Source organism: Ruegeria sp. CI1, assembly GCF_056536925.1.
Genome location: NZ_JBQFQP010000004.1, coordinates 276,145 through 300,296 on the forward strand (window position 1 = coordinate 276,145; position 24,152 = coordinate 300,296).

The window sequence follows — 24,152 nt, forward strand, 5'->3', positions numbered from 1 at the left end:
GTGCGTTTAACAGATGGGCAGTGGGCAGGTAAAGTCCCTGACCCCAATTCAAGGACGATGCGGACGGGGGCGACCCAGAAGCCTCCCCGCCCGATAGTGATGTGTAATTCAGGTGTACATCTGCTTTTTGAAAGCCCGGGTTCGGTCGGTCGCGGCTGCGGTTCCGTCGTGATAGGTGCCGAACCATTTGTCGAACGGAATTTCCGAAGTGCCATAGTTGCACTCGAAATACCGGTGATGCAGTTGGTGAAAGAAATCCCCGGCACGCGCGGCTTCTGTATCGTTTGCCTTGATTTTTTCAAAGCCGGAGTGTGACAGGATCGGGCTCACCTGCTGGAAATACACATGATACAACAAATGCAGCGGGTGCGAGGCCACGAGCAGATGGATGAAATAGGTCGTGAAGTAGAGCATGTTTTCGTACCAATGGTTCGAGATACCCGACCACGGCCCAACATTGACATTACGATGATGTACCGCATGCACATGCTTGTACAGTTTCGGATGGTGTTCCAACCGGTGGACCCAATAGAAATGAAGCCCTGACCACATCGGGATAAAGAACATCCACACCACGAACCAGACCGGCGCCTGTTCCCAGGTGATAACAGGTGCCCAGCCATTTGCCATCGCCCAATAGATGATCCACTGATAGACGGTTGCCACGGTCATCGCGCTGCCCAATGTCCACCAGATATTGTCCCATACCTGATTACGAAAGGTGAAAATACCGTTGTTGCGGGTCAGATCACGGCGGTCGAATTTCTTGTGCATTCCCTGGCCCTTGCGCATGTAGAGCCACCAGTGCAATCCACCGGCAACCAGCGTCTGAGGCACCATGTTCAACAGCCAGACACGGAACATCCAGCCAGGCGAAAAGCTCTGCATCGACTCAAGCGATGGCAAGAAAAAGACATAGGCAATGAACGCCACCGTCATGCACAAGGTGAGCGACGTGATCTGCAGCCACGCGCCACTGTACCATTTCAGAACCGCCGCGGGGCGTGGTGGCCAATTGAAAAGGGGGTTGAGGGGAACAGCCGTTTCGGGGCGATAATTCCAGCGGTTGGATTCGGGATCTTGTAACACTTCAGCCATGGTGTGAGCACTCTGCAAAGGGTGAGTCAGTTTGCGTAATCGGAGCCTTCAGCATCCAGAACGGCCTTGATTTCGCGCATATGCGCCTCGGCCTGACCGGGATAATCCTCAAGTTCCTGAGCGGTCTTTTCTGCGATTTCATCGGGCAGAACCCGCAGTTTTTGTCCGGTTTGCAACGCGCGGATATATGTTTCAGCCGCGCGTTCAAAATAATAGAGTCGATTGAAGGTATCAGCCGGGTCCTTGCCGATGACCAGTACGCCGTGATTACCCATGATCATCACGTTCTTTTTTGGGTCCGACAGCATCGAGGCACAACGCGCGCCTTCGCTTTCGAAAGCCAAACCGCCAAATTCTTCGTCAATCACATAGCGATTGTAAAACGTCGCGGTGTTCTGATCGATGGGCGGCAAAGTGCTGTCTGCGAGCGAGGCCAGAACCGTTACAAAAGTGGAATGGACATGCATGACACAGCGCGCGTGCGGACAAAGCCGGTGGATCGAGCCATGCAATCCCCACGCGGTAGGGTCCGGGGCGCCGGGTTTCTTCATTGTGTCCGGATCGTTGGCGTCGAGCAGCAGAAGGTTCGACGCCGTGATGCGCTTGAAATGCATCTGGTTCGGATTCATCAGGAATTGCGTGCCATCCTCGTTCACAGCGAGGCTGAAGTGGTTGGCAACTCCTTCGTGCATATTCAGTCGTTCGGTCCAGCGAAAGGCAGCAGCCAAATCCACGCGATCCTGCCAATGGTCGATGTTGGGACGCAGGTTGGTGACACTCATGGCGATTCTCCTGAGGAATAAGGCAGCGACTTCGGTCATCTGAAAACCTGCATGCGCAGTGTGATTTTGACCAACGAAAAAAAAGCGGCTACTTCATTAGCAAAACTTATGCCAAGGTTATGCAAATGCAGACACGCCTTCCTCCGCTCGGTTGGCTTCGCACGTTCGAGGCAGCGGCGCGCCACTTGTCTTTCACCGGCGCGGCGCGGGACCTGAACATGACGCAAAGCGCTGTCAGCCAGCAGATCAAATCTCTGGAGGGCCATCTGGGCCGACCCTTGTTTCATCGCCGCCCGCGTGCACTGGAACTGACCGAAGCGGGAATCACCTATTTGCCGGTCGTGCGCGACGCGTTTCGGACCTTGCTGAGGGGAACGCAGGCCGTGACCGGAGACCGGAAAAACACCGTTCAGGTTCAATGCAACATCACGTTTGCTGTGAACTGGCTTGGCCCGCGCCTGCCGAAGTTCCGAGCAATGCATCCCGAAGTGCACCTGAGCATCTATACCGAGCTGTGGGAGCCCCGGGAAATGGCCGAAGGCGCGGCGGTTGAGATTCGGTATTCGCTGCGCCCAGCGGATACGGTTCGGACGGAATTGCTGACAACCGATTACTATTTTCCTGTCTGCGCCCCGAGTTTCCCGGTCACGCTGGAAAACCTGCACGACCAGCCGCTTTATGACTGTTCAAACTTATTGGCAAATTGGGCCGCCTGGGCCGAAGATATGGGTCTAAATTGGCAGAATCCTCCGATTACCTATTCCACCACATATATGGTCGGTCTTTCTGTAGCGATGGCTGGGGGAGGGCTGTGCATGGGTCACAAAGTGATCGTTTCGCGCCTTTTGGCCGAGGGTCGGCTGGTGGCGCCATTCAAACACAGCGTACTGATGCCCGAGGCCTATTATCTGCTGTTGTCACCTCAAGCCGAAGAGATGCCTGGAGCAATCTCGTTTGCAAACTGGATACGGTCCGAAATCGCGGCCGAAGAATACAAATGAGGTTCACACGATGTCATGCCTCGTTCGTAGGCATCAGATCTTTTGGACGACTAGGCACCCAAGCATATCCATTTTCGCACAGAATGTACGCCTCGCGCAGACCATGCGGTTTGTCCGTCGCTTCTTGCAATACAGTAACACCGTATTTCATTGCCTTTGCGACCGAAACGTCGGGGTTTGTGTCATATAGGCGGATCTCGATACCAACACCCCTAGGCGGATTTTCTGGAAGGAGGCCTTGGAGGGGATTGGAATGATACGTTGCGTCGGAATGCAGCTGAAACACCTGGTTTCCATACGTAACGATTGCGAAGTCTGCCGTAACTTGATGACATTTCGCCGCAAAAACAGTCTCTAAAAAATGGCATTCAGCCTTCACATCCCGAACGAGAAGGTTCAATCCGATGCCCTTCAGGGACCGGCCGAACGTATCGGCCTCTATCGTTTCATAATCCATGGCGAGAGCTTCCTTGTTCCCGATCAGCCGGTCAAGCAGTGTTTCGTGATCCTTTGGTGACAAACGCATCACAGGGGTTGCGCACGTCCTGACATTCGGGAAAGTTGAGCCATGGAACACACACCTTTCCCAACCTGGCCCGACGTTGCACCTCGGCTCATTGCCGTTGCCGCAGGACGCGAGGCAGCGGATACCGTTGTCCGCGGTGGTATCTGGGTCAACGTGCACAGTCGCGAAGTGCTGTCCGACCATTCGATAGCGATTGCCGAAGGTCGGATTGCCTTTGTCGGACCTGATGCGTCACACTGCATTGGTCCCGATACGCATATTATCGAAGCACAAGGCCGCTACATGATCCCCGGACTTTGCGATGCCCATATGCACATCGAGTCGGGTATGCTGACGCCGGCCGAATTTGCCCGCGCCGTGATCCCGCATGGCACCACGTCGATGTTCACCGACCCGCATGAAATCGCCAATGTGCTGGGGTTGGCCGGTGTACGCATGATGCATGACGAAGCGTTGATGCAGCCGGTCAACATCTTCACTCAGATGCCGTCCTGTGCACCCTCCGCTCCGGGGTTGGAAACCACCGGGTATGAAATCTCGCCAGAAGACGTGACCGAAGCTATGGCCTGGCCCGGTATCATCGGGTTGGGCGAGATGATGAATTTTCCTGGCGTATCGAATGCCGATCCCAAGATGCTGGCCGAGATTGCAGCGACGCAACGGGCAGGAAAAACGGTTGGCGGACACTACGCTTCACCTGATTTAGGGCCCGATTTTGCTGCCTATGTCGCCGGAGGCCCTGCTGACGATCACGAAGGAACCTGCGAAGACGATGCCATTGCCCGCGTACGTCAGGGCATGCGGTCGATGATGCGGCTAGGCTCGGCCTGGTACGATGTGGAAAGCCAGATTACCGCCGTTACGGAAAGGGGTCTTGATCCGCGCAACTTCATCCTGTGCACCGACGATTGCCATTCAGGCACGTTGGTCAATGAAGGCCACATGAACCGCGTCGTCCGCCATGCCATTGCGTGCGGATGCGATCCGTTGGTCGCGCTTCAGATGGCGACGATCAACACAGCAACACATTTCGGGTTGGAGCGCGAGATCGGCTCCATCACCCCAGGACGTCGCGCAGACATTATCCTCAGTTCAGATCTGCGGGATTTACCCATCGATGTGGTCATCGCGCGGGGGCAGGTGGTGGCCGATAATGGTGAGATCAAGGTTGATTGCCCACATTTCGACTGGCCGGACACGGCCCGAAATACGGTGCATCTAGGGCATTTGCTGACCTCTGCCGACTTTGAAATCCATGCTCCCGGCGGCGCAAACCAGGTGCGTGCCAATGTGATCGGCGTGGTGGAAAACCAAGCCCCGACCAAAGCATTGAAAGTTGAACTTCCGGTTGTCGACGGTTTGGTAGGAGGTGATGGCGAGACTTGCCAGATCGCATTGGTCGAACGGCACCGAGCAACCGGAGGAGTCACCAACGCTTTTGTGTCCGGGTTTGGGTACAAAGGCAGGATGGCAATGGCCTCGACCGTGGCGCATGACAGCCATCACATGATTGTCGTCGGCACCGATCGGGAACAGATGGCCCTTGCCGCCAATCGCCTGGCCGAAGTTGGCGGCGGCATCACCATTTTTCGCGATGGCGAAGAACTGGCATTGGTGGAGCTTCCAATTGCCGGCCTGATGTCTGACAGCCCAGCCACCTTGGTTGCGGCCAAGGCTCAGGCCATGGTCGATGCAATGCAGGACTGCGGTTGCAAATTGAATAACGCCTATATGCAGCACTCTTTGCTGGCGCTGGTGGTCATTCCCGAACTTCGAATATCCGACCTTGGGCTGGTCGATGTGCGCACATTTGAAAAGATTGACCTGTTGGAACCGCTTGAATGACAAGAATAGGAATACCCGAATCTCCGGCAACGGAATCCTTTTCCGACCCAAACGCCGCTGTAAGAAGGCTGGAAGAGTTGTACCAGCAAGCTACGCAATATCTGTGCGACCGGTTCTCGGAAACTCTTAAAAACGGGCCACCGTCAGGGCGCTTTCGTGCATTTTACCCCGAAATTCGGATCAAGACTTCATCTTATGCACATATCGACAGCCGTCTGAGTTTTGGTCATGTCGCTGAACCTGGACATCATGCCACGACAGTGACGCGGCCCGACCTGTTCCGATCTTACCTGACGCAGCAGATTGCATTGCTGATCAAGAACCATGACCAGCCCGTGTTCATCGGACCGTCCGACACGCCTATCCCGGTCCATTTCGCGGTGGCCAACAATTCCGATCTAGTCGTTCCGCATCAGGGCGCGGCAGGTTTCACGTTGCGCGATGTCTTTGACGTGCCGGACCTGACGACTACGAATGACGATATCGTCAACGGGACCCATGTTCCCGAAAACGGAACCGGTCCACTGGCGCTGTTTACCGCGCAGCGGATTGATTATTCGTTGGCGCGACTGGAACACTATACCGCCACGAAAGCCGAACACTTTCAAAACCACATTTTGTTCACCAACTACCAGTTCTATGTATCCGAGTTCGAGGCTTATGCGCGCGCGCAGCTGGCCAATCCGCAGAGCGGTTACACGAGTTTTGTTTCCACTGGGAACGTCGAGATACTTGAACCCGAAGCACCGATCGACTCCCCGCTGAAGCTGCCGCAGATGCCGACCTATCACCTCAAGCGCGCGGATGGATCGGGCATCACGCTGGTCAATATCGGCGTCGGTCCATCAAATGCAAAGACCGCGACGGATCATATCGCGGTTCTGCGTCCGCATGCGTGGTTGATGGTAGGTCACTGCGCGGGGTTGCGGAACACTCAGGCGCTGGGCGACTTCGTTCTTGCGCATGCCTATCTGCGGGAAGACAAGGTGTTGGACGACGACCTGCCGGTATGGGTTCCGATCCCGCCCCTTGCCGAGATTCAGATTGCGCTGGAAAAAGCTGTGGCCGAAGTCACGGAGCTGGAAGGATATGAGCTTAAGCGTATCATGCGCACCGGAACGGTTGCTTCGGTCGACAACCGGAACTGGGAATTGCGCGACCAGTCCGGACCGGTTCAGCGGCTCAGCCAGTCGCGGGCCATCGCACTGGACATGGAAAGCGCCACCATCGCGGCAAACGGATACAGGTTCCGGGTTCCATACGGCACGTTGCTGTGTGTTTCGGACAAGCCGCTGCACGGCGAACTAAAGCTTCCAGGCATGGCCTCATCCTTCTATAACACTCAGGTAAACCGCCATCTGGCGATCGGAATCCGAGCAATGGAGGCCCTCAGAGGGATGCCATTGGAACGATTGCACAGCCGGAAATTGCGTTCTTTCGACGAAACAGCCTTTTTGTGAAGCAAAAAAGCAACGAAATCCTCATATTTTTGGGGATTCCGACGCTACTATTCGTTGTGTTCCCCCACAATATGCCGTTACAGTTGCGCGGTGAGGCCCTATGGATCGGGCACTGTAAGGAGACCAAGAAATGGCAAAGCCTATGACCAAGACTCAGCTGGTTGCTGCTCTCGCTGAGGAAATGGGAACTGACAAGAAATCCGCAAACTCCGCACTGGAGGCCATCACCGGCCTGATCACGCGCGAAGTTTCCGCCGGCGGTGCGGTCACCCTGCCGGGCGTTGGCAAGATCTATTGCCGTGAGCGCCCTGAGCGTCAGGTTCGCAATCCCGCCACCGGAGAGACCTTTACCAAGGAAGCCGACAAGGTTGTGAAAATGACCATCGCCAAAGCGCTGAAAGACAGCGTGAACGGCTAATTCGTAATACACACGAATTTGGAAAAGGGGTCGCTGATGCGGCCCTTTTTCTTTTGGCACGTCGAAACTGGAGACACTTGGCTGCTACTTGGCGACAGATCTCTTGCGACCCACCAAAAAATGCGAAACAGTCCGGCCAGTCACGTTGGGGGGTTTAATTGGATCTTCGTGCAATTGCCATGGGGCTGGCCTTTGCCTTTATGTGGTCATCGGCCTTTACGTCGGCGCGCATTATCGTCGCCGATGCATCGCCGTTGTTTTCGTTGGCTTTGCGCTTTCTGATTTCTGGGATGATCGGTATCCTGATTGCAAGAGCGATGGGACAAAACTGGCGCCTCACCCGCTCACAATGGTACGCGACGATTCTATTTGGAATCTGCCAGAATGCCCTTTATTTGGGTCTGAACTTCTATGCCATGCAGACAGTCGAAGCGTCGTTGGCGGCCATTATTGCTTCAACGATGCCGTTGATCGTCGCTTTGGCCAGTTGGGTCTTGTTCGGTGAAAAACTGCGCCCGCTCGGTGTCTTGGGGCTTTTGGCAGGTTTCGTCGGCGTTGCCCTGATAATGAGCGAAAGGATCAGTGCGGGGATCGACCCGTTTGGTGTAATCCTGTGTGGAATTGGCGCATTGGCATTGGCCTTTGCAACACTGGCGGTGCGAGGGGCCACGTCGGGCGGAAATTTCATGATGGTTGTCGGGTTGCAAATGCTCGTTGGATCGGCAATCCTTTTTGTTGCCGCACCGGTCTTTGAAAGTATTCGGATCAACCCGACTTGGCCTCTGGCGCTGGCCTTTGCCTACACGACGTTCATTCCCGGACTGACAGCCACATTTGTCTGGTTTCTATTGCTCAACCGCATTGGCGCGACCCGTGCGGCCACCTTTCATTTTTTGAATCCGGTTTTCGGTGTCGCCATCGCCTATGCCCTGCTGGGAGAGCGCCTTGGAATACTGGATGCCATCGGCGTTGCCATAACCACAGTTGGCATCCTTGCGGTGCAACTCTCACGGCAACCTTCTTCAAAAAACGCATAGATTGCCAAGGCATCACTTGGCCGACTGTTTCCACTGTCGTGCCACTTGCACGTCTGCGCGAGCAGGTTGAAATATGTCTTTGCTTTCCGCAATCGGTACACCATTTACTGCGAAAGTATAGCCAAAACAGGAGAGGCCATGACCCGGTACAAAAAGGACCACGAGGCCATCGCCGCACTTTCCCGTGAGGAGTTTCACGTTACGCAACGCAGTGGAACAGAACGCCCGGGAACAGGCAAACATCTGTACAACAAAGAACCCGGCATCTACGTCGATATCGTTTCGGGCGAACCTTTGTTTGCGTCGACACACAAATACGAATCCGGTTGCGGCTGGCCGAGTTTCACAAAACCCATCGAACACACCCATGTCGAAGAGTTTGAAGACCGCAGCCTGGGCATGATCCGTATCGAGGTACGTTCAAAACACGGCGAAAGTCATCTCGGGCATGTTTTTCCGGATGGCCCGCGCCAACATGGCGGACTAAGATATTGTATCAATTCGGCCGCACTTCGATTTGTGCATCGTGATGACATGGAAGCCGAAGGTTATGGCGAATATCTGGATCAGGTGGAGGATATCTGATGAGCGAACAACGGGCCGTTCTAGCCGGAGGGTGTTTTTGGGGTATGCAGGATTTGGTCCGGAAACTGCCCGGGGTCAATCGAACCCGGGTCGGCTATACCGGTGGCAACGTACCTAACGCGACCTACCGCAACCACGGAACCCATGCGGAAGGAATCGAGATCTGGTTCGATCCGGCAAAAATCTCGTTCCGCCAATTGTTGGAGTTCTTCTTTCAAATTCACGATCCGACAACCGTGAACCGTCAGGGCAACGATATCGGGATGAGCTATCGCTCTGCCATCTATCATGTGGACGAGGATCAAAGGCAAGTCGCGCTGGAAACAATCGCCGATGTGAACGCCAGTGGATTATGGCCAGGCAAGGTCGTGACCGAAGTGGAACCAGTTGGCGATTTTTGGGAAGCCGAACCGGAGCATCAGGACTATCTCGTTCGCCTACCCAACGGTTATACTTGCCACTTTCCACGACCAGATTGGGTGCTGCCAAAGCGGGCTGATGCAGCTGAATAGGCTCTGACAACGGAAAGGCGCGGGTTTTTGCCGTGCCTTTTTCAGCTTGTTGCGACGCGCGGGCGGCCGCTGGCTTCGACCGTCAGCATGCCTTCGACAAAAACCTGTCGCCCTTCGACCTGCACAGATTTGATATCGCGTTCGACAATGACACGGATATCCTCGGCACCGGCAGCCTTGGCCGCACTTTCCGTCTCAGCGCGCAAAACTGCTTCGAGCAACGCCAGAGCTTCGTCCGAGTTTCCGTAATCTTCAGGCCCCTCCTCCAAATGCACCCGGAACCGACCTTCGGACGGGCTAGTCACGGTACCGGCTCGCCGGATCGTTACGCGCCCAACCACAGCACCGATCGCGTTTGCCACGCCCGCATGTTCCGGTAGAATCATATTCGACCGCAGTCTTTTCCCGACCGCAGGATAATAGCTTGGCGCCGATGCACCCAGCCCCACCACATCCACGTTGAGCGCAGCATCCAAAGCCAGCAAACCGCGATGCGCGGAAAGCCCTCGATGCGTCAGAATATGCCTGGCCAGTTGCTCTGGCGGAAGGCCGAAATCCTCTGCTTCTTCGGAGAATGCAGTCTCTAACAGGGTTAAACTTGTCTGCTCGGTCAGTTGATCGATGATTGCCTGTGCAAGTTCCTCGGCGTTCTTTGCCAGCCTTTCACCGGATCCGACTCGCTTTCTGGAATAGAGTTCCAGCGCTTTTTGGGCTGCGTCTGTGTCCCAGGCATCCAGCCGTCCGAGAACGTGACTAGCGTCCGAAGGCGTCACGCCCGAGATCTGAACAATGCCTCGGTCCACCAACCGCGCCAGAGCGCTGTTTTCCATGCGTGTGTGCAGCAACTTTCCCAGCGGCAGAACCTGATCACCCAGCCTTTCCAACAATATCCCTTCTCGCGGGCCAACTCCTTCGGTCGGAACGCCGGGAACAATACGGGCGAAACGGGCATCGTGTTCGCTGACCGATGTTGAACGCAGCTGTTCGTCAAGGATGTCGTGTATGGCGTCGCCTTCTTCTGCAGCAATCAGGGACACAGGCAAAACGCGTCGAGGGCCAAGGAAAACGCCCCCTGCCAACCCGTCGGTAACAACGTGAACCTGACTGTCTCCGCCCAGACCGTGCGTGCGCATAGCGACGGCCTCGACCATTGTCCGAAATCCGCCAACCCGCGCACCTGCCGGATCGATGGCTGGTTTTCCGTCACGGATCAAGGCCACGTCCGTCGTCGTTCCTCCGATATCCGAGACAATCGCGTTTTCTACGCCGGTCAGCCAACGCGCGCCCACGATCGAGGCTGCGGGGCCGCTCAGAATCGTTTCGATTGGTCGCTCACGGGCTTGTTCGGCACTCATCAAAGCACCGTCCCCCCTAACAACCATCATCGGCGCGGTTACCCCCATTTCGCGCAGCGTATCCTGCGCCCGCCCGATCAGTCGATCAATCAAACCGATCAGGCGAGCATTCAAAACGGCCGTTACTGCGCGTTTCGGCCCGTTCAACTTGGCCGAAAGCTGATGAGAACAGGTGACAGGCGCGCCGGTCATCTCGGCAATGATCCGCGCCGCTTCCAGCTCATGGGCCGGATTGCGTGTCGCAAATTGTGCCGCAACCGCGAACCCAGAAATCCCCGTGTTGGTCTCGAGAAAGTCCCGCAAGGCCGCGACATCAAGTGGCTGAATCTGATTGCCCGCGTGACTGTGCCCGCCGGAAATCTCCAGTGCGGGATCGCCTTTCAGCGCATCGCGCAGGCCGTGCTTTTCAAGATCACCGTCGCGGAACCCAACATAGATCAACGCCACCCGCCCGCCTTGGCCTTCGACAAGCGCATTTGTGGCGAGAGTCGTAGAAAGAGACGCTAACGATACCTCGCTTGCGGATATGCCAGCCTGTTCCAGGACCGCCGAAATCGCCTTGCCCACACCAATCGCCAGGTCCACCCGCGTAGTCAACGACTTGGCCGAGGCGACGACCTCTTTCTCGTCCTTGACCAACACGGCATCAGTATATGTTCCGCCGGTATCCACACCCAAAGCTAACGCCATCGGGTCTCTCCTTCTATTCGCTGTTGCGGGGTTTAGCGACTTGGCGTGATGCGTCCAGCCTGTTTGCGTCATTTATGACAACTGTTTCACCGCCCAGCGCGCCGCGTCCGCGACTGCATGGTCGGGATCGGCCGTCAGCGCACGCGCGGTTGGCAACAGTACCGCTGAACCGGAGTTTCCGATGGCGTAAAGCACATTTCGCACAAACCGGTCCCGGCCAATTCGTTTGATTGGAGAACCAGAGAACATCTGTCGAAAGGCCGCGTCGTCCAGAACCGCAAGTGCTTTCAGCCTTGGTGCCTTTAGTTCATCGCGCGCAGAATAGCGTATGTCGCTGGCAGCTACGGCGAACTTGTTCCAAGGGCAGGCGGCAAGGCAGTCGTCACACCCATAGATGCGATTCCCCAGCTTTCCGCGCAATTCTTCATCCACCGGGCCCTTGTGCTCGATCGTGAGATAGGAAATGCAGCGGCGAGCATCCAACTGATAAGGGCTTGGAAAAGCGTTCGTGGGGCAACTGTCCAGACAAGCTCGGCACGACCCGCAGCGATCCTTTTCTGCACCATCTGCAGGCAGATCGAGGGTTGTGAAAATCGACCCTAAAAAGGCCCAATTTCCCCAATCCCGGCTTACCAGATTCGTGTGCTTTCCCTGCCAACCAAGGCCAGCCGCCTGCCCCAGCGCCTTTTCAGGAACCGGTGCGGTATCCACAAAAACTTTCACCTCGCCGCCCGCTTCGGCAATCAACCAGCGCGCCAGCCGTTTCAAGCGCTTCTTGACCAGATCGTGGTAGTCCTTGTTCTGAGCATAGACCGAAATTGCTCCGGATTCCCGCTCCGCAAGTATGGCTGTAGGATCATGTTCGGGTGTGTAGCTTTCCGCCAACATGATCACTGACCGAGCTTCCGGCCACAACGCCGCTGGATTGCCGCGCCACGCCATCCGCTCCGCCATCCAACCCATTTGACCGTGAAAACCAGATGCAACAAATGCGGCCAGTCGCTCAGGTGCCTTCGGCACATCCCAAGGCCGGCAGACGCGACAGGACACAAACCCTTCCTGCAGCGCCATCGCGATCAGCTTTTCCTTCAACTCCTGGCTCATGCTTCTTTCTGGTCCCAAATACCCCGGGGGAGACGCCCGCAGGGCGGCGGGGCAGCGCCCCCGAAACTGCTCAGAAATCAAGATCGGCGTAATGCGAAGGTGGCCTGAATCCGGGCACCTGATCCGCCAGTATCGACCGAAAGGCCGGGCGCGACTTGATCTTGGCATACCAGTCTTTGACCACCTGGCTGCGATTCCAGTCTACGTCGGATATATAGTCCAAAGACGACAGATGGGCAGCCGCGGCAAAATCCGCCAGCGTCATCTGATCCCCCGCCAGCCAGCGTCGGTGATCCAGAAGCCAGGCCATATAGTCGAGGTGGTATTTGATGGCGCGGGCACCATCCTTGACGTTCTTGCTGTCCGGATACCCTTGCCCCGTCACTTTCTTGTTGACCCGCTCGTAAAGCAGCTTCGAGGTTACTTCGTGGTGAAACTTGTCATCAAACCAGCCCACCAGTCGTCGCACCTCGAACCGGGCCTCGGGCGGCTTGGGCATCAATGACGGTTCAGGCCGGGTTTCCTCGATATACTCGCAAATCGCAGCGCTTTCAGCCATGACATGACCATCCAACCGAAGAACCGGAACCTTGCCCGCAGGGTTTCGGCGAAGAAAATCGGGATCTCCTTCCCAATAGCGCTCCTCGACAAGTTCGACTTCGATTTTCTTTTCCGCAAGTGACAATCGAACCTTGCGGCAATACGGAGACAGGGGAACGTGAAACAGGCGCGCCATGTAAATCCAATCGAACGAGTGACGGTGTCCCAGCAATAGCCTTGCTGGCCTTCTGGTTTCAATCCTCGAAGCAATCCGAGCGACCATCTGCGCGGATGGTGGCCGCACCGTCACGGATGGCTGCGGCCCGCCGTCGGACGCGCACAGATGGATCAGTCACCGACCTGCGCCGCGGGGACGGCAGGATTGCAGCAATCCGCGCTGCCTGCGTTTCTGACAACTCGGCTGCCGGAATACCAAAGTACTTCCGCGAGGCGGCCTCTACACCAAAAACGCCCTCTCCCATCTCTGCGACGTTCAAATAAACCTCTAATATACGGCGCTTGCTCCATAACAATTCGACGACAGGCGTGATCGAGGTTTCCATCGCCTTTCGAACCCAACTGCGCCCCTGCCAAAGAAACACGTTCTTGACCACCTGTTGTGAGATGGTTGACGCGCCGCGCTCGCTGCCTTGTTCGATCGCAGCCCTGATCGCGGTTACGTCGAACCCCCAATGCAGGCAGAAATTCGCATCCTCTGCCGCGACTGCCGAGCGGGCCATGACCGGCGCTATTTCATCCATCGCCACCCAATCGCGTTCGATTCTCCCTAAGCGCCGCCATTCTGCCCAGATCGTGTGGGTGACCGGTGGATTGACAATGGAGTAAAGTGCGACAAGCGCCACAATCAAACCAGCCACACCAGCAGCGACCAGGGCTGCAATACGCGTGACCCGACGCAACAGCCCCGTGCGCCCTCCCTGTCGTGAACCAACTTTCTTTTTGCCGCCTGTTTTGCGCGCTGCTTTCTTTGCCATGCCCCAGCTATAAAAGGGCTTGGCCGTCAGAAGAAAGCCCTAAATTGCGACCAATGCAGCCTCATACGCCTTCAGAACAGGGCGGGTGGCCAGAAACGCCTGGGAACTGACGTGATCTAGCTTGGGGAACAGAGCCAGAATCTCTGCCTGCGTTTTTCGGTCCGAGGCCGCCAGGGCATTTCCCGGGAAATAGCTCTCACTGGCCGCGCCATTGGCGAAGATCACTTCGTGTTGGGCGAAAAGCAGATGGATATAGTCCACATTCCCGCCTTCGACCCGAGTAACGGTTGTTCCGTTAACCATTGTATGCGCTGGTACAAGCACTTCCTTGTGACCAAAAAAATATGCGCTACGCCAATCTTTGATCACCATACGATGTTGGGGCGAAACCATCAGAGGACGAGTCAGACCAAGAATACCCGCTTCGAACCGGATCGGTGCAAGGGTTCCCTCGGCCATGACTTGCGTGCGTCCTATCCACAGTATTGGCTGAGGGCCGTTGTCCGCCGTGACAACCAAATCGCCGGGCTGAAGGGCTTCGATGGCCTGTTCGCCGGTCGGTGTCATGATCATCGTCCCTGGCGTAAAGCACGCAGGCCCGAGGTCATCCGGGACAATGAGAGGACCTTGCGTTGTTACGAATGTCGAACTTACGAATGTCCCTTCTTGCAAAAGCTGCCCATCGGTGGGTGTGAAAACCCTAAGACCACCTGCAAGATAAAAGGTTGTGCCAGTATAGGTCACTTCGCCCTCACCAGGGACATCGATTGTAACTGTATCACCCGGCCAGGATTGGATGACGTCAAAGCCATTGACGGAATCTTCGTTAAAGCGATCCACATCACCATCATCGTTTTGGTCGACAAGATCGTAAAATTGAACCTGCAAAGTCGATCCGACGTTCACAGGATTTGCCGGGTCCAGGATAAAAAACTGGTCTGAATATGTTGTGGCCATCCGCCGTTCCTAACTCGTAATTCTAACAATGCTACCTGAATACACGTCAAGCAGCCCAAATTGGGGAAACAACTGGTCGTTTTTTGGGAATTTCGCAAGATTTTGGCCGCTCTGCAACCGGCATCAATAAAATACCCTTACGCGCTTTTCCAACGCGTAAGGGAACATCATTTTAGTCGGCGTCTACTCGGCTGGAACGGCAGTCCGTTCGACACTCAACGGATAGGCCAGTTTGTCGAGCATCTCTTTTGGGCAAACCTGTAGGAAGTTCGATTTTTCAACTTCCCAATGCTGCAGGATGTCCAAGGCCTTCCGGCTGCCGGTCTCCTGTGCATGCCGTTCGACTAGGCCCTTCAGTTGATTTTCCCAATGCTCTGCTTCCACCGGACATGTCACCAAAGTTTCTTTGTTCATCAATACTTTGGACTTACCATCAGGGTCGTAGAGATACGCCATACCTCCGGTCATCCCGGCTCCGAAATTGGCCCCGATATCACCCAGAATGACTGCGACACCGCCCGTCATGTACTCACATCCGTTGGAACCGCAACCCTCAACAACAACGGTTGCGCCCGAGTTGCGAACTGCAAATCGCTCACCAGCGCGCCCGGCGGCGAAAAGGAAACCATCGGTTGCGCCATACAAAACAGTGTTTCCGATAATGGTGTTTTCATCGGCGTGCAGGGAGCTGATTTGTGGCGGGCGTACAACAATTATCCCACCCGACAGACCCTTTCCAACATAATCATTGGCGTCACCAGAGACTTCCAGCTTGAGACCCGGGGCCGCAAACGCGCCGAGCGACTGCCCAGCCGACCCTTGCAACTTGACGTGCAGGTGGTCCGGTTGGAAGGTGTTCCTCATGCCAAAATTCTGCACGATATGGCTGGATACACGTGTGCCTACAGTTCGATGCGTGTTTTGCACGGCGTAGGACAGTTGCATCTTTTCACCGTCCTTCAGGAATCGCGCCGCATCGCGCACAATTTCGGCGTCCAGCGTATCGGGAACCGAATTGCGCTCCTTGTCGCGGTTATAGACAATGTCATGAGCGCCATCGACTGTGATCAACAGTGGATTGAGATCCAGATCGTCGAGGTGCGCGGAACCCCGGCTGACCTGCGCCAACAGGTCGGCTCGCCCGATGATTTCGTCTACCGAGCGCGCACCGATTGAGGCAAGAATCTCCCGCACTTCCTGCGCATAGAAAGTGATAAGGTTCACCACCTTCTCCGCGCTTCCGTTGAACTTTGCCCGCAGGCTTTCGTCTTGCGTACACACGCCAACCGGGCAGGTGTTCGACTGGCACTGTCGCACCATGATACAGCCCATCGCAATCAGCGCGGCGGTACCGATGCCGTATTCCTCGGCCCCCATCATCGCCGCCATAACGATGTCACGCCCGGTCCGCAGGCCACCGTCGGTCCGCAAGGTCACGCGGCCCCGCAGGTTGTTCATCGCCAGAACCTGATGCGCCTCGGTCAGGCCCATCTCCCACGGCAGACCAGCGTACTTGATCGAGGTCGCAGGCGATGCGCCCGTACCGCCATTGTGACCTGAAATAAGGATAATATCCGCTTTGGCCTTGGCCACACCAGCAGCAATCGTACCAACGCCCGAGGACGCCACCAGCTTGACCGTCACCTTGCAACGCGGGTTGATCTGTTTCAGGTCGTAGATCAGCTGCGCCAGATCCTCGATCGAATAGATATCGTGGTGCGGCGGCGGTGAGATCAGCGTCACGCCCTTGGTCGAATGGCGCAGGCGCGCAATCAGGTCGGTGACCTTCATACCCGGCAACTGACCACCTTCGCCGGGTTTTGCACCCTGAGCGACCTTGATCTCAAGCTCCTCACACTGGTTGAGGTATTCCGCGGTCACGCCAAACCGGCCCGAAGCCACCTGTTTGATCTTGGCCGAAGGGTTGTCGCCATTGGGTTCAGGCACGAAATGCGCCGGATCTTCGCCACCTTCGCCACTGTCGGATTTCGCACCGATACGGTTCATCGCCACGTTCAGTGTTTTATGCGCCTCGGGCGACAATGCACCCAGCGACATACCTGGCGTGACAAAGCGTTTGCGGATTGAGGTGATCGATTCCACCTCTTCGATCGGCACTGGTTTACCAAGCGGTTTGAAATCCATCAGATCGCGCAGATGAATTGGCGGGTTCGACTGCATCTTGGCCGAATACTGCTTCCACAGCTCATACGATGCCTTGTTGCAGGCCATCTGCATCATATGCATCGAGGTCGCTTCCCACGCGTGGGTCTCACCCGATTTACGCGCCTTGTAGAATCCACCGATGGGCAACACGTCCAGACCGCTGTCCCAACCCTTGGCGTTGATTTCTTCGGCCTTGGCCTGAATCCCCTTGATACCGATACCCGAGATACGGCTGGTCATGCCTGGGAAGTACTCGGCGCACATTGCACGGCTCAGTCCCACTGCCTCAAAATTCAATCCGCCACGATAGGAAGACACAACCGAAATCCCCATCTTGGCCATGATCTTGAGCAGCCCCTGATCAATAGCCTCGCGATAGCGCGCAATGTTCTCGGTCAGGCTGCCTTCAAGCAGGCCACGCTCGATGCGATCGGAAATCGAATCCTCCGCCAGATAAGCGTTAACAACGGTCGCGCCGCAACCGATGAGCACCGCAAAATAGTGAGGATCGATGCATTCCGCCGAACGTACGTTCAGCGAGCAAAATGTACGCAAGCCCTTGCGAGTCAAATGCGAATGCACGGCACTGGTCGCCAGGATCATCGGCATCGCCACCTTGTCAGTGCCCGAGTGTTGGTCGGTCAACGCCAAATGTCCGGCGCCAGATCGCACCGCTTCTTCGGCCTCGGCCCTGATGCGGGTCAGCGCTGAACTTAATGCACCCGCTCCGGGTTCGAAGGTGCAGTCGATTTCGACTAGCGGGGCATTGAAATGGTCCGCCAACTTGTCCCATTGAGCGTTCCCGACAAAGGGGCTTTCCAGAACGATGATCTCGGTCTGGCTGCTGTCTTCGTCCAAAACGTTCTTCAGGTTGCCGAACCGGGTCTTAAGACTCATCACGCGGTATTCGCGCAGCGAGTCAATCGGCGGGTTGGTGACCTGGCTGAAGTTCTGACGGAAGAAGTGACTAAGCGGGCGGTACAATTTGGAAAGAACCGCCGACGGGGTGTCGTCACCCATCGAGGCCAACGCCTCCTTGCCGTCTTCGGCCATCGGCGCAAGGATCTGTTCCAGCTCCTCGACGGTGTAGCCAGCCGCGATCTGGCGCTGGCGCAACTCCTGGCCTTTGAACAGCGCTTGTTCCACGACGCCCTTCAGTTCGTCTTCGAGGTTGTTGATCTTTCCGACCCAATCACCAAATGGCCGTGACGCCGCCAGCAGATCTTTCAACGCCTTGTCGTGATACAGCCGACCCTCGGCCATATCGACTGCGATCATCTGGCCTGGACCCAACGCGCCTTTCTGCACCACCGAAGCTTCGTCAATCGGCACCATCCCCGCTTCGGAACCTGCGATCAGCAAGCCATCGCCGGTGACCACATAGCGCATCGGGCGCAGGCCGTTTCGGTCCAGCCCACCGCAAACCCAGCGGCCATCGGTCATTGCCAGCGCGGCGGGGCCATCCCACGGCTCCATGACCGAGTTGCAATATGAATACATGTCGACCCAGGCCTGTGGCAGTTCAACCGCCTGCTTTGACCAGCTTTCCGGAACCAGCATGGTTTTGGCCATCGGCGCATTGCGGCCCGCCCGCACCATCACCTCGAACACGCAATCCAGCGCCGCCGAATCGGATGCCCCACCCGGGACGATCGGTTTGATATCCTCGGCCAGATCACCAAAGAAAGTACTCGCCATGCGGATCTCATGGCTCTTCATCCAGTTCAGGTTGCCCTTGAGTGTGTTGATCTCACCATTATGGGCCAACATGCGGAACGGCTGTGCCAGCCACCATTGGGGAAAAGTGTTGGTGGAATAGCGCTGGTGATAAATCGCAAAAGCGGATTCGAACCGTTCATCCAACAGATCGGGATAGAACACGGCCACTTGTTCGGCCAGCATCATGCCCTTGTAGATGATCGAGCGACAGCTCAACGATGCGATGTACAGACCCGATATTCCGGCGGCATTTGCAGCCTTCTCGATCCGGCGACGGATCACATAGAGCTCGCGCTCAAAGGTCTCTTCGTCCACCCCTTTTGAGTTCGACAGCAAAATCTGCTCGATCTCGGGTCGGGTCGCGTTGGCTTTTTCTCCAAGACACGACACATCGACGGGCACATGCCGCCAGCCATAGATCGAGTAACCCATCCGCAATACTTCGGTTTCCACGATGGTCCGGCAGCGTTCCTGGGCACCAAAGTCGGTGCGCGGCAGAAACACCTGACCTACGGCGACCAACTCATCCATGCGCGGCTTGTGGCCGGTGCGTTCGATCTGATCATAAAAGAACGGAACAGGGATTTGCACATGGATACCTGCGCCATCGCCAGTCTTGCCATCTGCGTCAACCGCACCTCGGTGCCACACGGCCTTGAGCGCTTTGATCCCGGCCTCTACAACTTTCCTGCTTTTCTTGCCGTCGATGGAAACCACAAGGCCCACACCGCAGGAAGAATGCTCTTCTTCCTCGGAATAGAGACCGTTATCGGCCATCCACTTGCGCTTTGCTTCTTCGGCCCGCACCCAATCGGCATCATATTTGGTCATTGGCTGTCTCCTTGTTCCGACGGGGCGTACATGGCCATGACCTCTGCTTCGGTCATTTGCCGGCGTTCGCCTTCGAACGCATAACCCTCGGGCTTTTTGTCGATGAAAAGTTCGAGTTTCAGTGTATTGCCGCCAGCGTTATCGAAAAGCCCGGCAGCCATCTGTGTTTGTCCGTGCATTTCTCCGGGTGCTGTTAGGCGATACCACAGGGAAGAGCCGCAATCGTCGCAAAAAGCGCGTTCCGCCCAGTCTGACGACTTGTAGGTCTTTACCGGTCCCAGGGCGGCATACCCTGGCTCGGCTGGAAAGCTCATGTAGGCGCCGCTGCTCCACCGGCGGCACATATCGCAGTGGCAAGCGCCCAGTGTCTCTCGCGCGGGGGTCGCTGTAACCGTCACCGCGCCACACATGCATTGGCCTTGTAACTCGCTCATTCGGTTGATCCCGTTCTGGCTGGCCGTAGTTCAGCTCTATTCCGCAGCAACCGCGGCCTTAATGTTAAAACCCTCGATAATCGCGTTGGCACAGTCGCGACCATCTCGAATGGCCCAGACTACAAGCGAAGCGCCGCGAACGATGTCACCGACGGCGTAGACGCCGTCCATCTCGGTTGCGCCGGTCTGGAACGCAGCCTTGATCGTGCCCCAACGGGTCACGGGCAATTCGGGCTGGCCAAACAGCGTGGGCAGGTCTTCGGGCTCAAACCCCAATGCCTTGATCACCAGATCGGCGTCTTCAACATAATCGGCGCCTTCGATCACCTCGGGTGCTTGCCGGCCCGAAGCGTCCGGTTGACCCAGCCGCATCTTCTGAACCATTACGCCTGAAACCACATCGTCGCCGGTGAATCCCTTGGGCGCGCTCAGCCACTCAAACACCACGCCTTCTTCTTCAGCGTTTTGAACTTCGCGTTGCGACCCGGGCATGTTGGCGCGGTCGCGGCGATACAGGCATTTGACAGAGGTCGCACCCTGACGGATCGACGTGCGCACGCAATCCATTGCGGTATCACCACCCCCGATGACAACCACCCGCTTGCCATCGGCATTCAGGCGGCCGCTGTCGAAATCTTCGACCGAATCGCCAAAGCTTTTCCGGTTCGACGCCATCAGGAAATCAATCGCCTTTTCAATGCCCTGCAATCCGCTGCCCGGCATGGACAGATCGCGTGATTTATAGACACCGGTCGCAATGATGATCGCGTCATGCGTTTCTTGGATTTCGGCGAACTTGGCTGCATCAACATCACAGTTCAGCACGAACTGTACCCCACTATCCTCAAGTAGTTTGTTGCGGCGCATCACCACGTTTTTTTCCAGCTTGAAGCCCGGAATGCCATAAGTCAGCAATCCGCCCGCGCGGTCATATCGGTCATAAACAGTCACCTGAATACCTGCCTTGCGCAGCATGTCAGCGGCGGCCAATCCGCCGGGACCCGCGCCGATGATACCGACGCTCTCAGTGCGCTCGACGCCCGGTTTTACCGGCTTGACCCAACCTTTTTCCCAGGCTGTGTCCGTGATGTATTTCTCGACCGAACCGATTGTAACCGTGCCGTGCCCGGATTGTTCGATCACGCAGTTGCCCTCGCACAGCCGATCTTGCGGGCAGATCCGGCCGCAGATTTCTGGGAACGTATTGGTGGCCTGACTGGTTTGATAAGCCTCTTCCAGTCTCCCCATTGCGGTCAAACGCAACCAATCGGGGATGTTGTTGTGAAGCGGGCAGTGGCTTTGGCAATACGGTACGCCGCACTGACTGCAGCGACTGGCCTGCTCCGCTGCTTTCTCGGCTGCATATTCCGCATAAATCTCGTTGAAGTCTTCCTTGCGAAGATCTGCAGCACGCTTTTGAGGCATGTCGCGTTCAATCTGCACAAATTTCAGCATCGGTTGCGTGGCCACGGGTAGACTCCATGATTTGGCTTGGTCGCGCCTGCATACGAAACCCCAATTGAAATTAAAAGTCAATTATGCTGACCTAATATAGAATTTATTTTTATGCCAGTCAGCTTTTCACAATAGCGTACTCTATTATTAGGTCCGTTTCGGATATAATTGAGTTCTTTCCTTTTGATACAAGACACTTATACCAGTTGGGTCAATGCAGACGAAACAACAGCTGAGCAGCACAAATGAGTCTATTTCACTTGGTTCTGGTGGCGGTCATTCAGGGGATCACCGAGTTTCTGCCGGTTTCTTCGTCAGGGCACCTGATTTTGCTACCGAATCTGACCGGGCTTCAGGATCAGGGGCAGACCATAGATGTCGCCGTGCATGTCGGAACGTTGGGCGCAGTGGTCCTTTATTTTTGGTCTGACGTTAAGGTCGGCCTGGCTGGTCTGCCGCGCGCGCTAACTGGCAACACGGACACGGCAGGCTCAAGGCTTGCAATGGGATTAATCGTAGCGACTATTCCGACTGTTGTTGCCGGCGCGGTCTTGCATTTCACGGGTCTCAGCGGTGCGCTCCGGTCGACGGCGGTTATCGGCTGGACAATGTTGCTTTTTGGTCTGTTGCTTTACTTTGTTGACCAGAAAGGCCCGCAGGAAAAGAATGCCGCTGATTGGGGGCTGCGCGACGCTTTGATCATGGGCCTGTGGCAAACGCTGGCTTTGGTCCCAGGCACGTCCCGATCCGGCATCACCATCACCGGTGCCCGGCAATTGGGCTATGTACGCGCGGAAGGTGCCCGCATTGCAATGCTCATGTCCATTCCAACAATCATTGCTTCGGGGGTTTTGCTGGGGGCAGAGGTCGCAGCCGACGCCAATACTCAATTGGCCAGAGACGGCGCAATTGCTGCTGCGTTTGCCTTCCTTTCGGCGCTGTTGGCGTTGTCCCTGATGATGCGGTTTTTGCGCAGCACCACATTTACCCCATATGTGATTTATCGGGTCCTTTTGGGCACGGTGCTGTTGGCGATTGCCTATGTCTGATCAGACTTCCAGATTCTTGGCTGAGTTCTGAATGTCGTCGTATTGCCCGGATGGGCGGAACTTCCACAGGTATTCCGGCAAAACGGATTCCATCGGAGTCGGCTTTATGTCCAATTCCGCAAACCCGCGCGCGCCCTGGGAAACCACATTGTCGCGCCCCAGGTTCTTGAGCTGGTCGCGCGTCAGAATGTTGTTCGGAAACAGCTGAAAACTCACGAACTTGAGGATATCCAGCAACCCGGCCATGATCCGTGCTGCCCAGAAAGGCAGTCCGATTACAATGCGACGGCGATGAATTATTTCAAGCATTTGCACCATTAATTCGCGGAAACTTGCGGCTTCTGGACCACCCAACTCATAAACGCCCGCTCCAGCCTGACCCAGCACGCCTTTAACCGCAGCATGCGCGACATCGTCAACATAGACCGGCTGAAACCGCGTATCCGCGCCGACCAATGGCAAGAACGGTCCCATCTTGGTCATAGCAGCAAACCGATTAAAGAACTGGTCTTCGGTTCCGAAAACAACCGAAGGACGCAAAACAACGGCATTTGGCATGTGGCGCAGGACGGCCTCTTCACCTCTGGCCTTAGTTCTGGCGTATTTACTGTCCGAGTCCGCATCCGCTCCGATGGCCGAGATATGAACCATTCGAGCCACACCCTGTTCGGCGGCGATACGGGCCACTCGTTCTGCGCCATCGATTTGAACCGCCTCGAAGCCGTTCTTTCCCATCTCGTTCAGAACACCAACGCAATTGACCACGGCATCCGCACCGCTCATCGCCGAGGCAACCGACGCATCATCCCGGATATTGCACAAAACCGGCTCGACCTGACCGACGGCGCCATAGGGTTTCACAAACATCGCCTCATTCGGGCGGCGGACCGCGACACGCACGCGCCACCCTTCGATTGCCATGCGCCGCGTGATGTAGCGGCCAACAAATCCCGATCCGCCGTAAATCGTGACCAGTTTTGACATAGAAGGGCTCCTGTTGTCTGGATCTTGATCCGATCTACCTTTCCTTCCCACATCAAACAAGGCGCAAAAACGCCGCGCGGCCACCATGACCGAGGTGGTTTCCAGTGTCTTGGAGCTGTTTCGACTAATGGTGTCAAAAAAACTTTCAAAATTCACTTCGAATCCCATTGACGCTGTTCGTCAGTCGGCATAAACGCCCCCTCACGACACCTGCCCAGGTGGCGGAATTGGTAGACGCGCTAGCTTCAGGTGCTAGTGTCCGTATGGACGTGGAGGTTCGAGTCCTCTCCTGGGCACCATAACTCATGTACAATATCTATCTAATCCGTTGTTTCTGGTAGATTTACTAGGGAAACAGGTAGTTTTTCATGCGGCAGCTGTATCACATTTTGTAGCACACCAAGGTCTTTTTGCGTGTTTCCTTGTCGCCACATAGCAAGCAGAAATTCCTACCTAAACAATACCCAGAATCGATGCAAAGGTGGTCGGAATGGGCTTTGATGATGTGACCGCCCCCCGACGGCATCATTGTGCCAAGGTGGGTCTGCAACGATCCACAAAGGAGAGCGGTCATGTCAGAGATTATCACGGTCGGGCTCGATCTGGCGA

Annotated in this window: 20 protein-coding genes and 1 tRNA gene; 9 read left to right on the forward strand and 12 right to left on the reverse strand. The window is 56.1% G+C overall.

What is annotated here, in order from left to right:
• Positions 1 to 108: 108 nt before the first annotated feature.
• Positions 109 to 1,098, reverse strand: a complete 990-nt coding sequence (locus ACR0LZ_RS06915) for a sterol desaturase family protein (RefSeq protein WP_480749047.1) — start codon at positions 1,096 to 1,098, stop codon at positions 109 to 111.
• Positions 1,099 to 1,124: 26 nt separating this feature from the next.
• Entirely contained in the window at positions 1,125 to 1,880 is a 756-nt protein-coding gene (locus tag ACR0LZ_RS06920) for a class II aldolase and adducin N-terminal domain-containing protein (RefSeq protein ID WP_480749048.1), read from the reverse strand.
• 125 nt (positions 1,881 to 2,005) lie between these two features.
• On the opposite strand from ACR0LZ_RS06920, the gene ACR0LZ_RS06925 reads away from it, so the two are divergent.
• Positions 2,006 to 2,881 carry a LysR family transcriptional regulator gene (locus ACR0LZ_RS06925; RefSeq protein WP_480749049.1) on the forward strand — a complete coding sequence of 292 codons (876 nt, stop codon included), beginning with the start codon at positions 2,006 to 2,008 and terminating at the stop codon, positions 2,879 to 2,881.
• A gap of 13 nt (positions 2,882 to 2,894) precedes the next feature.
• Here ACR0LZ_RS06925 and ACR0LZ_RS06930 read toward each other — a convergent pair whose 3' ends face one another.
• Positions 2,895 to 3,338 (reverse strand): VOC family protein, encoded by a 444-nt coding sequence (locus ACR0LZ_RS06930; protein ID WP_480749050.1) that lies wholly within the window; start codon positions 3,336 to 3,338, stop codon positions 2,895 to 2,897.
• A gap of 111 nt (positions 3,339 to 3,449) precedes the next feature.
• Between ACR0LZ_RS06930 and ade the strand changes: the two genes are divergently transcribed.
• The 6 genes from ade (at position 3,450) to msrA (ending at position 9,264) form a co-directional block, all read left to right on the forward strand.
• Positions 3,450 to 5,252 (forward strand): adenine deaminase, encoded by a 1,803-nt coding sequence (gene ade / locus ACR0LZ_RS06935; RefSeq protein ID WP_480749051.1) that lies wholly within the window; start codon positions 3,450 to 3,452, stop codon positions 5,250 to 5,252.
• Positions 5,249 to 6,712: an AMP nucleosidase gene (locus ACR0LZ_RS06940; protein WP_480749052.1), complete on the forward strand. Its 1,464-nt coding sequence runs from the start codon at positions 5,249 to 5,251 to the stop codon at positions 6,710 to 6,712. The genes ade and ACR0LZ_RS06940 overlap by 4 nt, the downstream gene beginning before the upstream one ends.
• A gap of 130 nt (positions 6,713 to 6,842) precedes the next feature.
• Entirely contained in the window at positions 6,843 to 7,130 is a 288-nt protein-coding gene (locus tag ACR0LZ_RS06945) for an HU family DNA-binding protein (protein WP_117871130.1), read from the forward strand.
• A 158-nt stretch (positions 7,131 to 7,288) separates the two neighbouring features.
• Positions 7,289 to 8,167, forward strand: coding sequence for a DMT family transporter (locus tag ACR0LZ_RS06950; RefSeq protein ID WP_480749053.1), 879 nt, complete (start codon positions 7,289 to 7,291; stop codon positions 8,165 to 8,167).
• 138 nt (positions 8,168 to 8,305) lie between these two features.
• On the forward strand, positions 8,306 to 8,752 hold the full coding sequence (gene msrB / locus ACR0LZ_RS06955; RefSeq protein ID WP_480749054.1) for a peptide-methionine (R)-S-oxide reductase MsrB: 447 nt from the start codon (positions 8,306 to 8,308) through the stop codon (positions 8,750 to 8,752).
• Positions 8,752 to 9,264, forward strand: a complete 513-nt coding sequence (gene msrA / locus ACR0LZ_RS06960; protein ID WP_480749055.1) for a peptide-methionine (S)-S-oxide reductase MsrA — start codon at positions 8,752 to 8,754, stop codon at positions 9,262 to 9,264. The genes msrB and msrA overlap by 1 nt, the downstream gene beginning before the upstream one ends.
• A 41-nt stretch (positions 9,265 to 9,305) precedes the next feature.
• On the opposite strand, the gene ACR0LZ_RS06965 is transcribed toward msrA, so the two are convergent.
• The 8 genes from ACR0LZ_RS06965 to ACR0LZ_RS07000 form a co-directional block, all read right to left on the reverse strand.
• Positions 9,306 to 11,309 carry a hydantoinase/oxoprolinase family protein gene (locus ACR0LZ_RS06965; protein ID WP_480749056.1) on the reverse strand — a complete coding sequence of 668 codons (2,004 nt, stop codon included), beginning with the start codon at positions 11,307 to 11,309 and terminating at the stop codon, positions 9,306 to 9,308.
• 72 nt (positions 11,310 to 11,381) lie between these two features.
• On the reverse strand, positions 11,382 to 12,413 hold the full coding sequence (gene queG / locus ACR0LZ_RS06970) for a tRNA epoxyqueuosine(34) reductase QueG (protein ID WP_480749057.1): 1,032 nt from the start codon (positions 12,411 to 12,413) through the stop codon (positions 11,382 to 11,384).
• A gap of 70 nt (positions 12,414 to 12,483) precedes the next feature.
• The gene (gene fzlA, locus ACR0LZ_RS06975) at positions 12,484 to 13,149 is read right to left on the reverse strand and encodes an FtsZ-binding protein FzlA (RefSeq protein WP_480749058.1); all 666 of its coding nucleotides are present in this window, start codon (positions 13,147 to 13,149) and stop codon (positions 12,484 to 12,486) included.
• Positions 13,150 to 13,207: 58 nt separating this feature from the next.
• Positions 13,208 to 13,948: a monofunctional biosynthetic peptidoglycan transglycosylase gene (mtgA, locus tag ACR0LZ_RS06980; protein ID WP_480749060.1), complete on the reverse strand. Its 741-nt coding sequence runs from the start codon at positions 13,946 to 13,948 to the stop codon at positions 13,208 to 13,210.
• A gap of 39 nt (positions 13,949 to 13,987) precedes the next feature.
• Positions 13,988 to 14,905 carry a Hint domain-containing protein gene (locus tag ACR0LZ_RS06985; RefSeq protein WP_480749061.1) on the reverse strand — a complete coding sequence of 306 codons (918 nt, stop codon included), beginning with the start codon at positions 14,903 to 14,905 and terminating at the stop codon, positions 13,988 to 13,990.
• Positions 14,906 to 15,088: 183 nt separating this feature from the next.
• On the reverse strand, positions 15,089 to 19,621 hold the full coding sequence (gene gltB, locus ACR0LZ_RS06990) for a glutamate synthase large subunit (protein WP_480749062.1): 4,533 nt from the start codon (positions 19,619 to 19,621) through the stop codon (positions 15,089 to 15,091).
• Positions 19,618 to 20,055, reverse strand: a complete 438-nt coding sequence (locus ACR0LZ_RS06995; RefSeq protein ID WP_480749063.1) for a GFA family protein — start codon at positions 20,053 to 20,055, stop codon at positions 19,618 to 19,620. The genes gltB and ACR0LZ_RS06995 overlap by 4 nt, the downstream gene beginning before the upstream one ends.
• A gap of 36 nt (positions 20,056 to 20,091) precedes the next feature.
• Positions 20,092 to 21,525 (reverse strand): NAD(P)-dependent oxidoreductase, encoded by a 1,434-nt coding sequence (locus ACR0LZ_RS07000; RefSeq protein ID WP_480749064.1) that lies wholly within the window; start codon positions 21,523 to 21,525, stop codon positions 20,092 to 20,094.
• A gap of 230 nt (positions 21,526 to 21,755) precedes the next feature.
• Between ACR0LZ_RS07000 and ACR0LZ_RS07005 the strand changes: the two genes are divergently transcribed.
• Entirely contained in the window at positions 21,756 to 22,559 is an 804-nt protein-coding gene (locus ACR0LZ_RS07005; protein ID WP_480749065.1) for an undecaprenyl-diphosphate phosphatase, read from the forward strand.
• Here ACR0LZ_RS07005 and ACR0LZ_RS07010 read toward each other — a convergent pair whose 3' ends face one another.
• Positions 22,560 to 23,543, reverse strand: a complete 984-nt coding sequence (locus tag ACR0LZ_RS07010; RefSeq protein ID WP_480749066.1) for a complex I NDUFA9 subunit family protein — start codon at positions 23,541 to 23,543, stop codon at positions 22,560 to 22,562.
• A 212-nt stretch (positions 23,544 to 23,755) separates the two neighbouring features.
• Here ACR0LZ_RS07010 and ACR0LZ_RS07015 point away from each other — a divergent pair.
• Positions 23,756 to 23,842: transfer RNA gene (locus tag ACR0LZ_RS07015), tRNA-Leu, on the forward strand.
• The last annotated feature ends 310 nt before the right edge of the window (positions 23,843 to 24,152 follow it).

Excerpts from the sequence above, each read along its gene's own strand:
- gltB (WP_480749062.1), bottom strand. The coding sequence starts at position 19,621 with ATGACCAAATATGATGCCGATTGGGTGCGGGCCGAAGAAGCAAAGCGC.
- queG (WP_480749057.1), bottom strand. The coding sequence starts at position 12,413 with ATGAGCCAGGAGTTGAAGGAAAAGCTGATCGCGATGGCGCTGCAGGAA.
- ACR0LZ_RS06995 (WP_480749063.1), bottom strand. The coding sequence starts at position 20,055 with ATGAGCGAGTTACAAGGCCAATGCATGTGTGGCGCGGTGACGGTTACA.
- ade (WP_480749051.1), top strand. The coding sequence starts at position 3,450 with ATGGAACACACACCTTTCCCAACCTGGCCCGACGTTGCACCTCGGCTC.
- fzlA (WP_480749058.1), bottom strand. The coding sequence starts at position 13,149 with ATGGCGCGCCTGTTTCACGTTCCCCTGTCTCCGTATTGCCGCAAGGTT.
- ACR0LZ_RS06925 (WP_480749049.1), top strand. The coding sequence starts at position 2,006 with ATGCAGACACGCCTTCCTCCGCTCGGTTGGCTTCGCACGTTCGAGGCA.
- mtgA (WP_480749060.1), bottom strand. The coding sequence starts at position 13,948 with ATGGCAAAGAAAGCAGCGCGCAAAACAGGCGGCAAAAAGAAAGTTGGT.
- ACR0LZ_RS06940 (WP_480749052.1), top strand. The coding sequence starts at position 5,249 with ATGACAAGAATAGGAATACCCGAATCTCCGGCAACGGAATCCTTTTCC.
- ACR0LZ_RS06945 (WP_117871130.1), top strand. The coding sequence starts at position 6,843 with ATGGCAAAGCCTATGACCAAGACTCAGCTGGTTGCTGCTCTCGCTGAG.
- ACR0LZ_RS06915 (WP_480749047.1), bottom strand. The coding sequence starts at position 1,098 with ATGGCTGAAGTGTTACAAGATCCCGAATCCAACCGCTGGAATTATCGC.
- msrB (WP_480749054.1), top strand. The coding sequence starts at position 8,306 with ATGACCCGGTACAAAAAGGACCACGAGGCCATCGCCGCACTTTCCCGT.
- ACR0LZ_RS06985 (WP_480749061.1), bottom strand. The coding sequence starts at position 14,905 with ATGGCCACAACATATTCAGACCAGTTTTTTATCCTGGACCCGGCAAAT.
- msrA (WP_480749055.1), top strand. The coding sequence starts at position 8,752 with ATGAGCGAACAACGGGCCGTTCTAGCCGGAGGGTGTTTTTGGGGTATG.
- ACR0LZ_RS06930 (WP_480749050.1), bottom strand. The coding sequence starts at position 3,338 with ATGGATTATGAAACGATAGAGGCCGATACGTTCGGCCGGTCCCTGAAG.
- ACR0LZ_RS07005 (WP_480749065.1), top strand. The coding sequence starts at position 21,756 with ATGAGTCTATTTCACTTGGTTCTGGTGGCGGTCATTCAGGGGATCACC.
- ACR0LZ_RS07010 (WP_480749066.1), bottom strand. The coding sequence starts at position 23,543 with ATGTCAAAACTGGTCACGATTTACGGCGGATCGGGATTTGTTGGCCGC.
- ACR0LZ_RS06965 (WP_480749056.1), bottom strand. The coding sequence starts at position 11,309 with ATGGCGTTAGCTTTGGGTGTGGATACCGGCGGAACATATACTGATGCC.
- ACR0LZ_RS06920 (WP_480749048.1), bottom strand. The coding sequence starts at position 1,880 with ATGAGTGTCACCAACCTGCGTCCCAACATCGACCATTGGCAGGATCGC.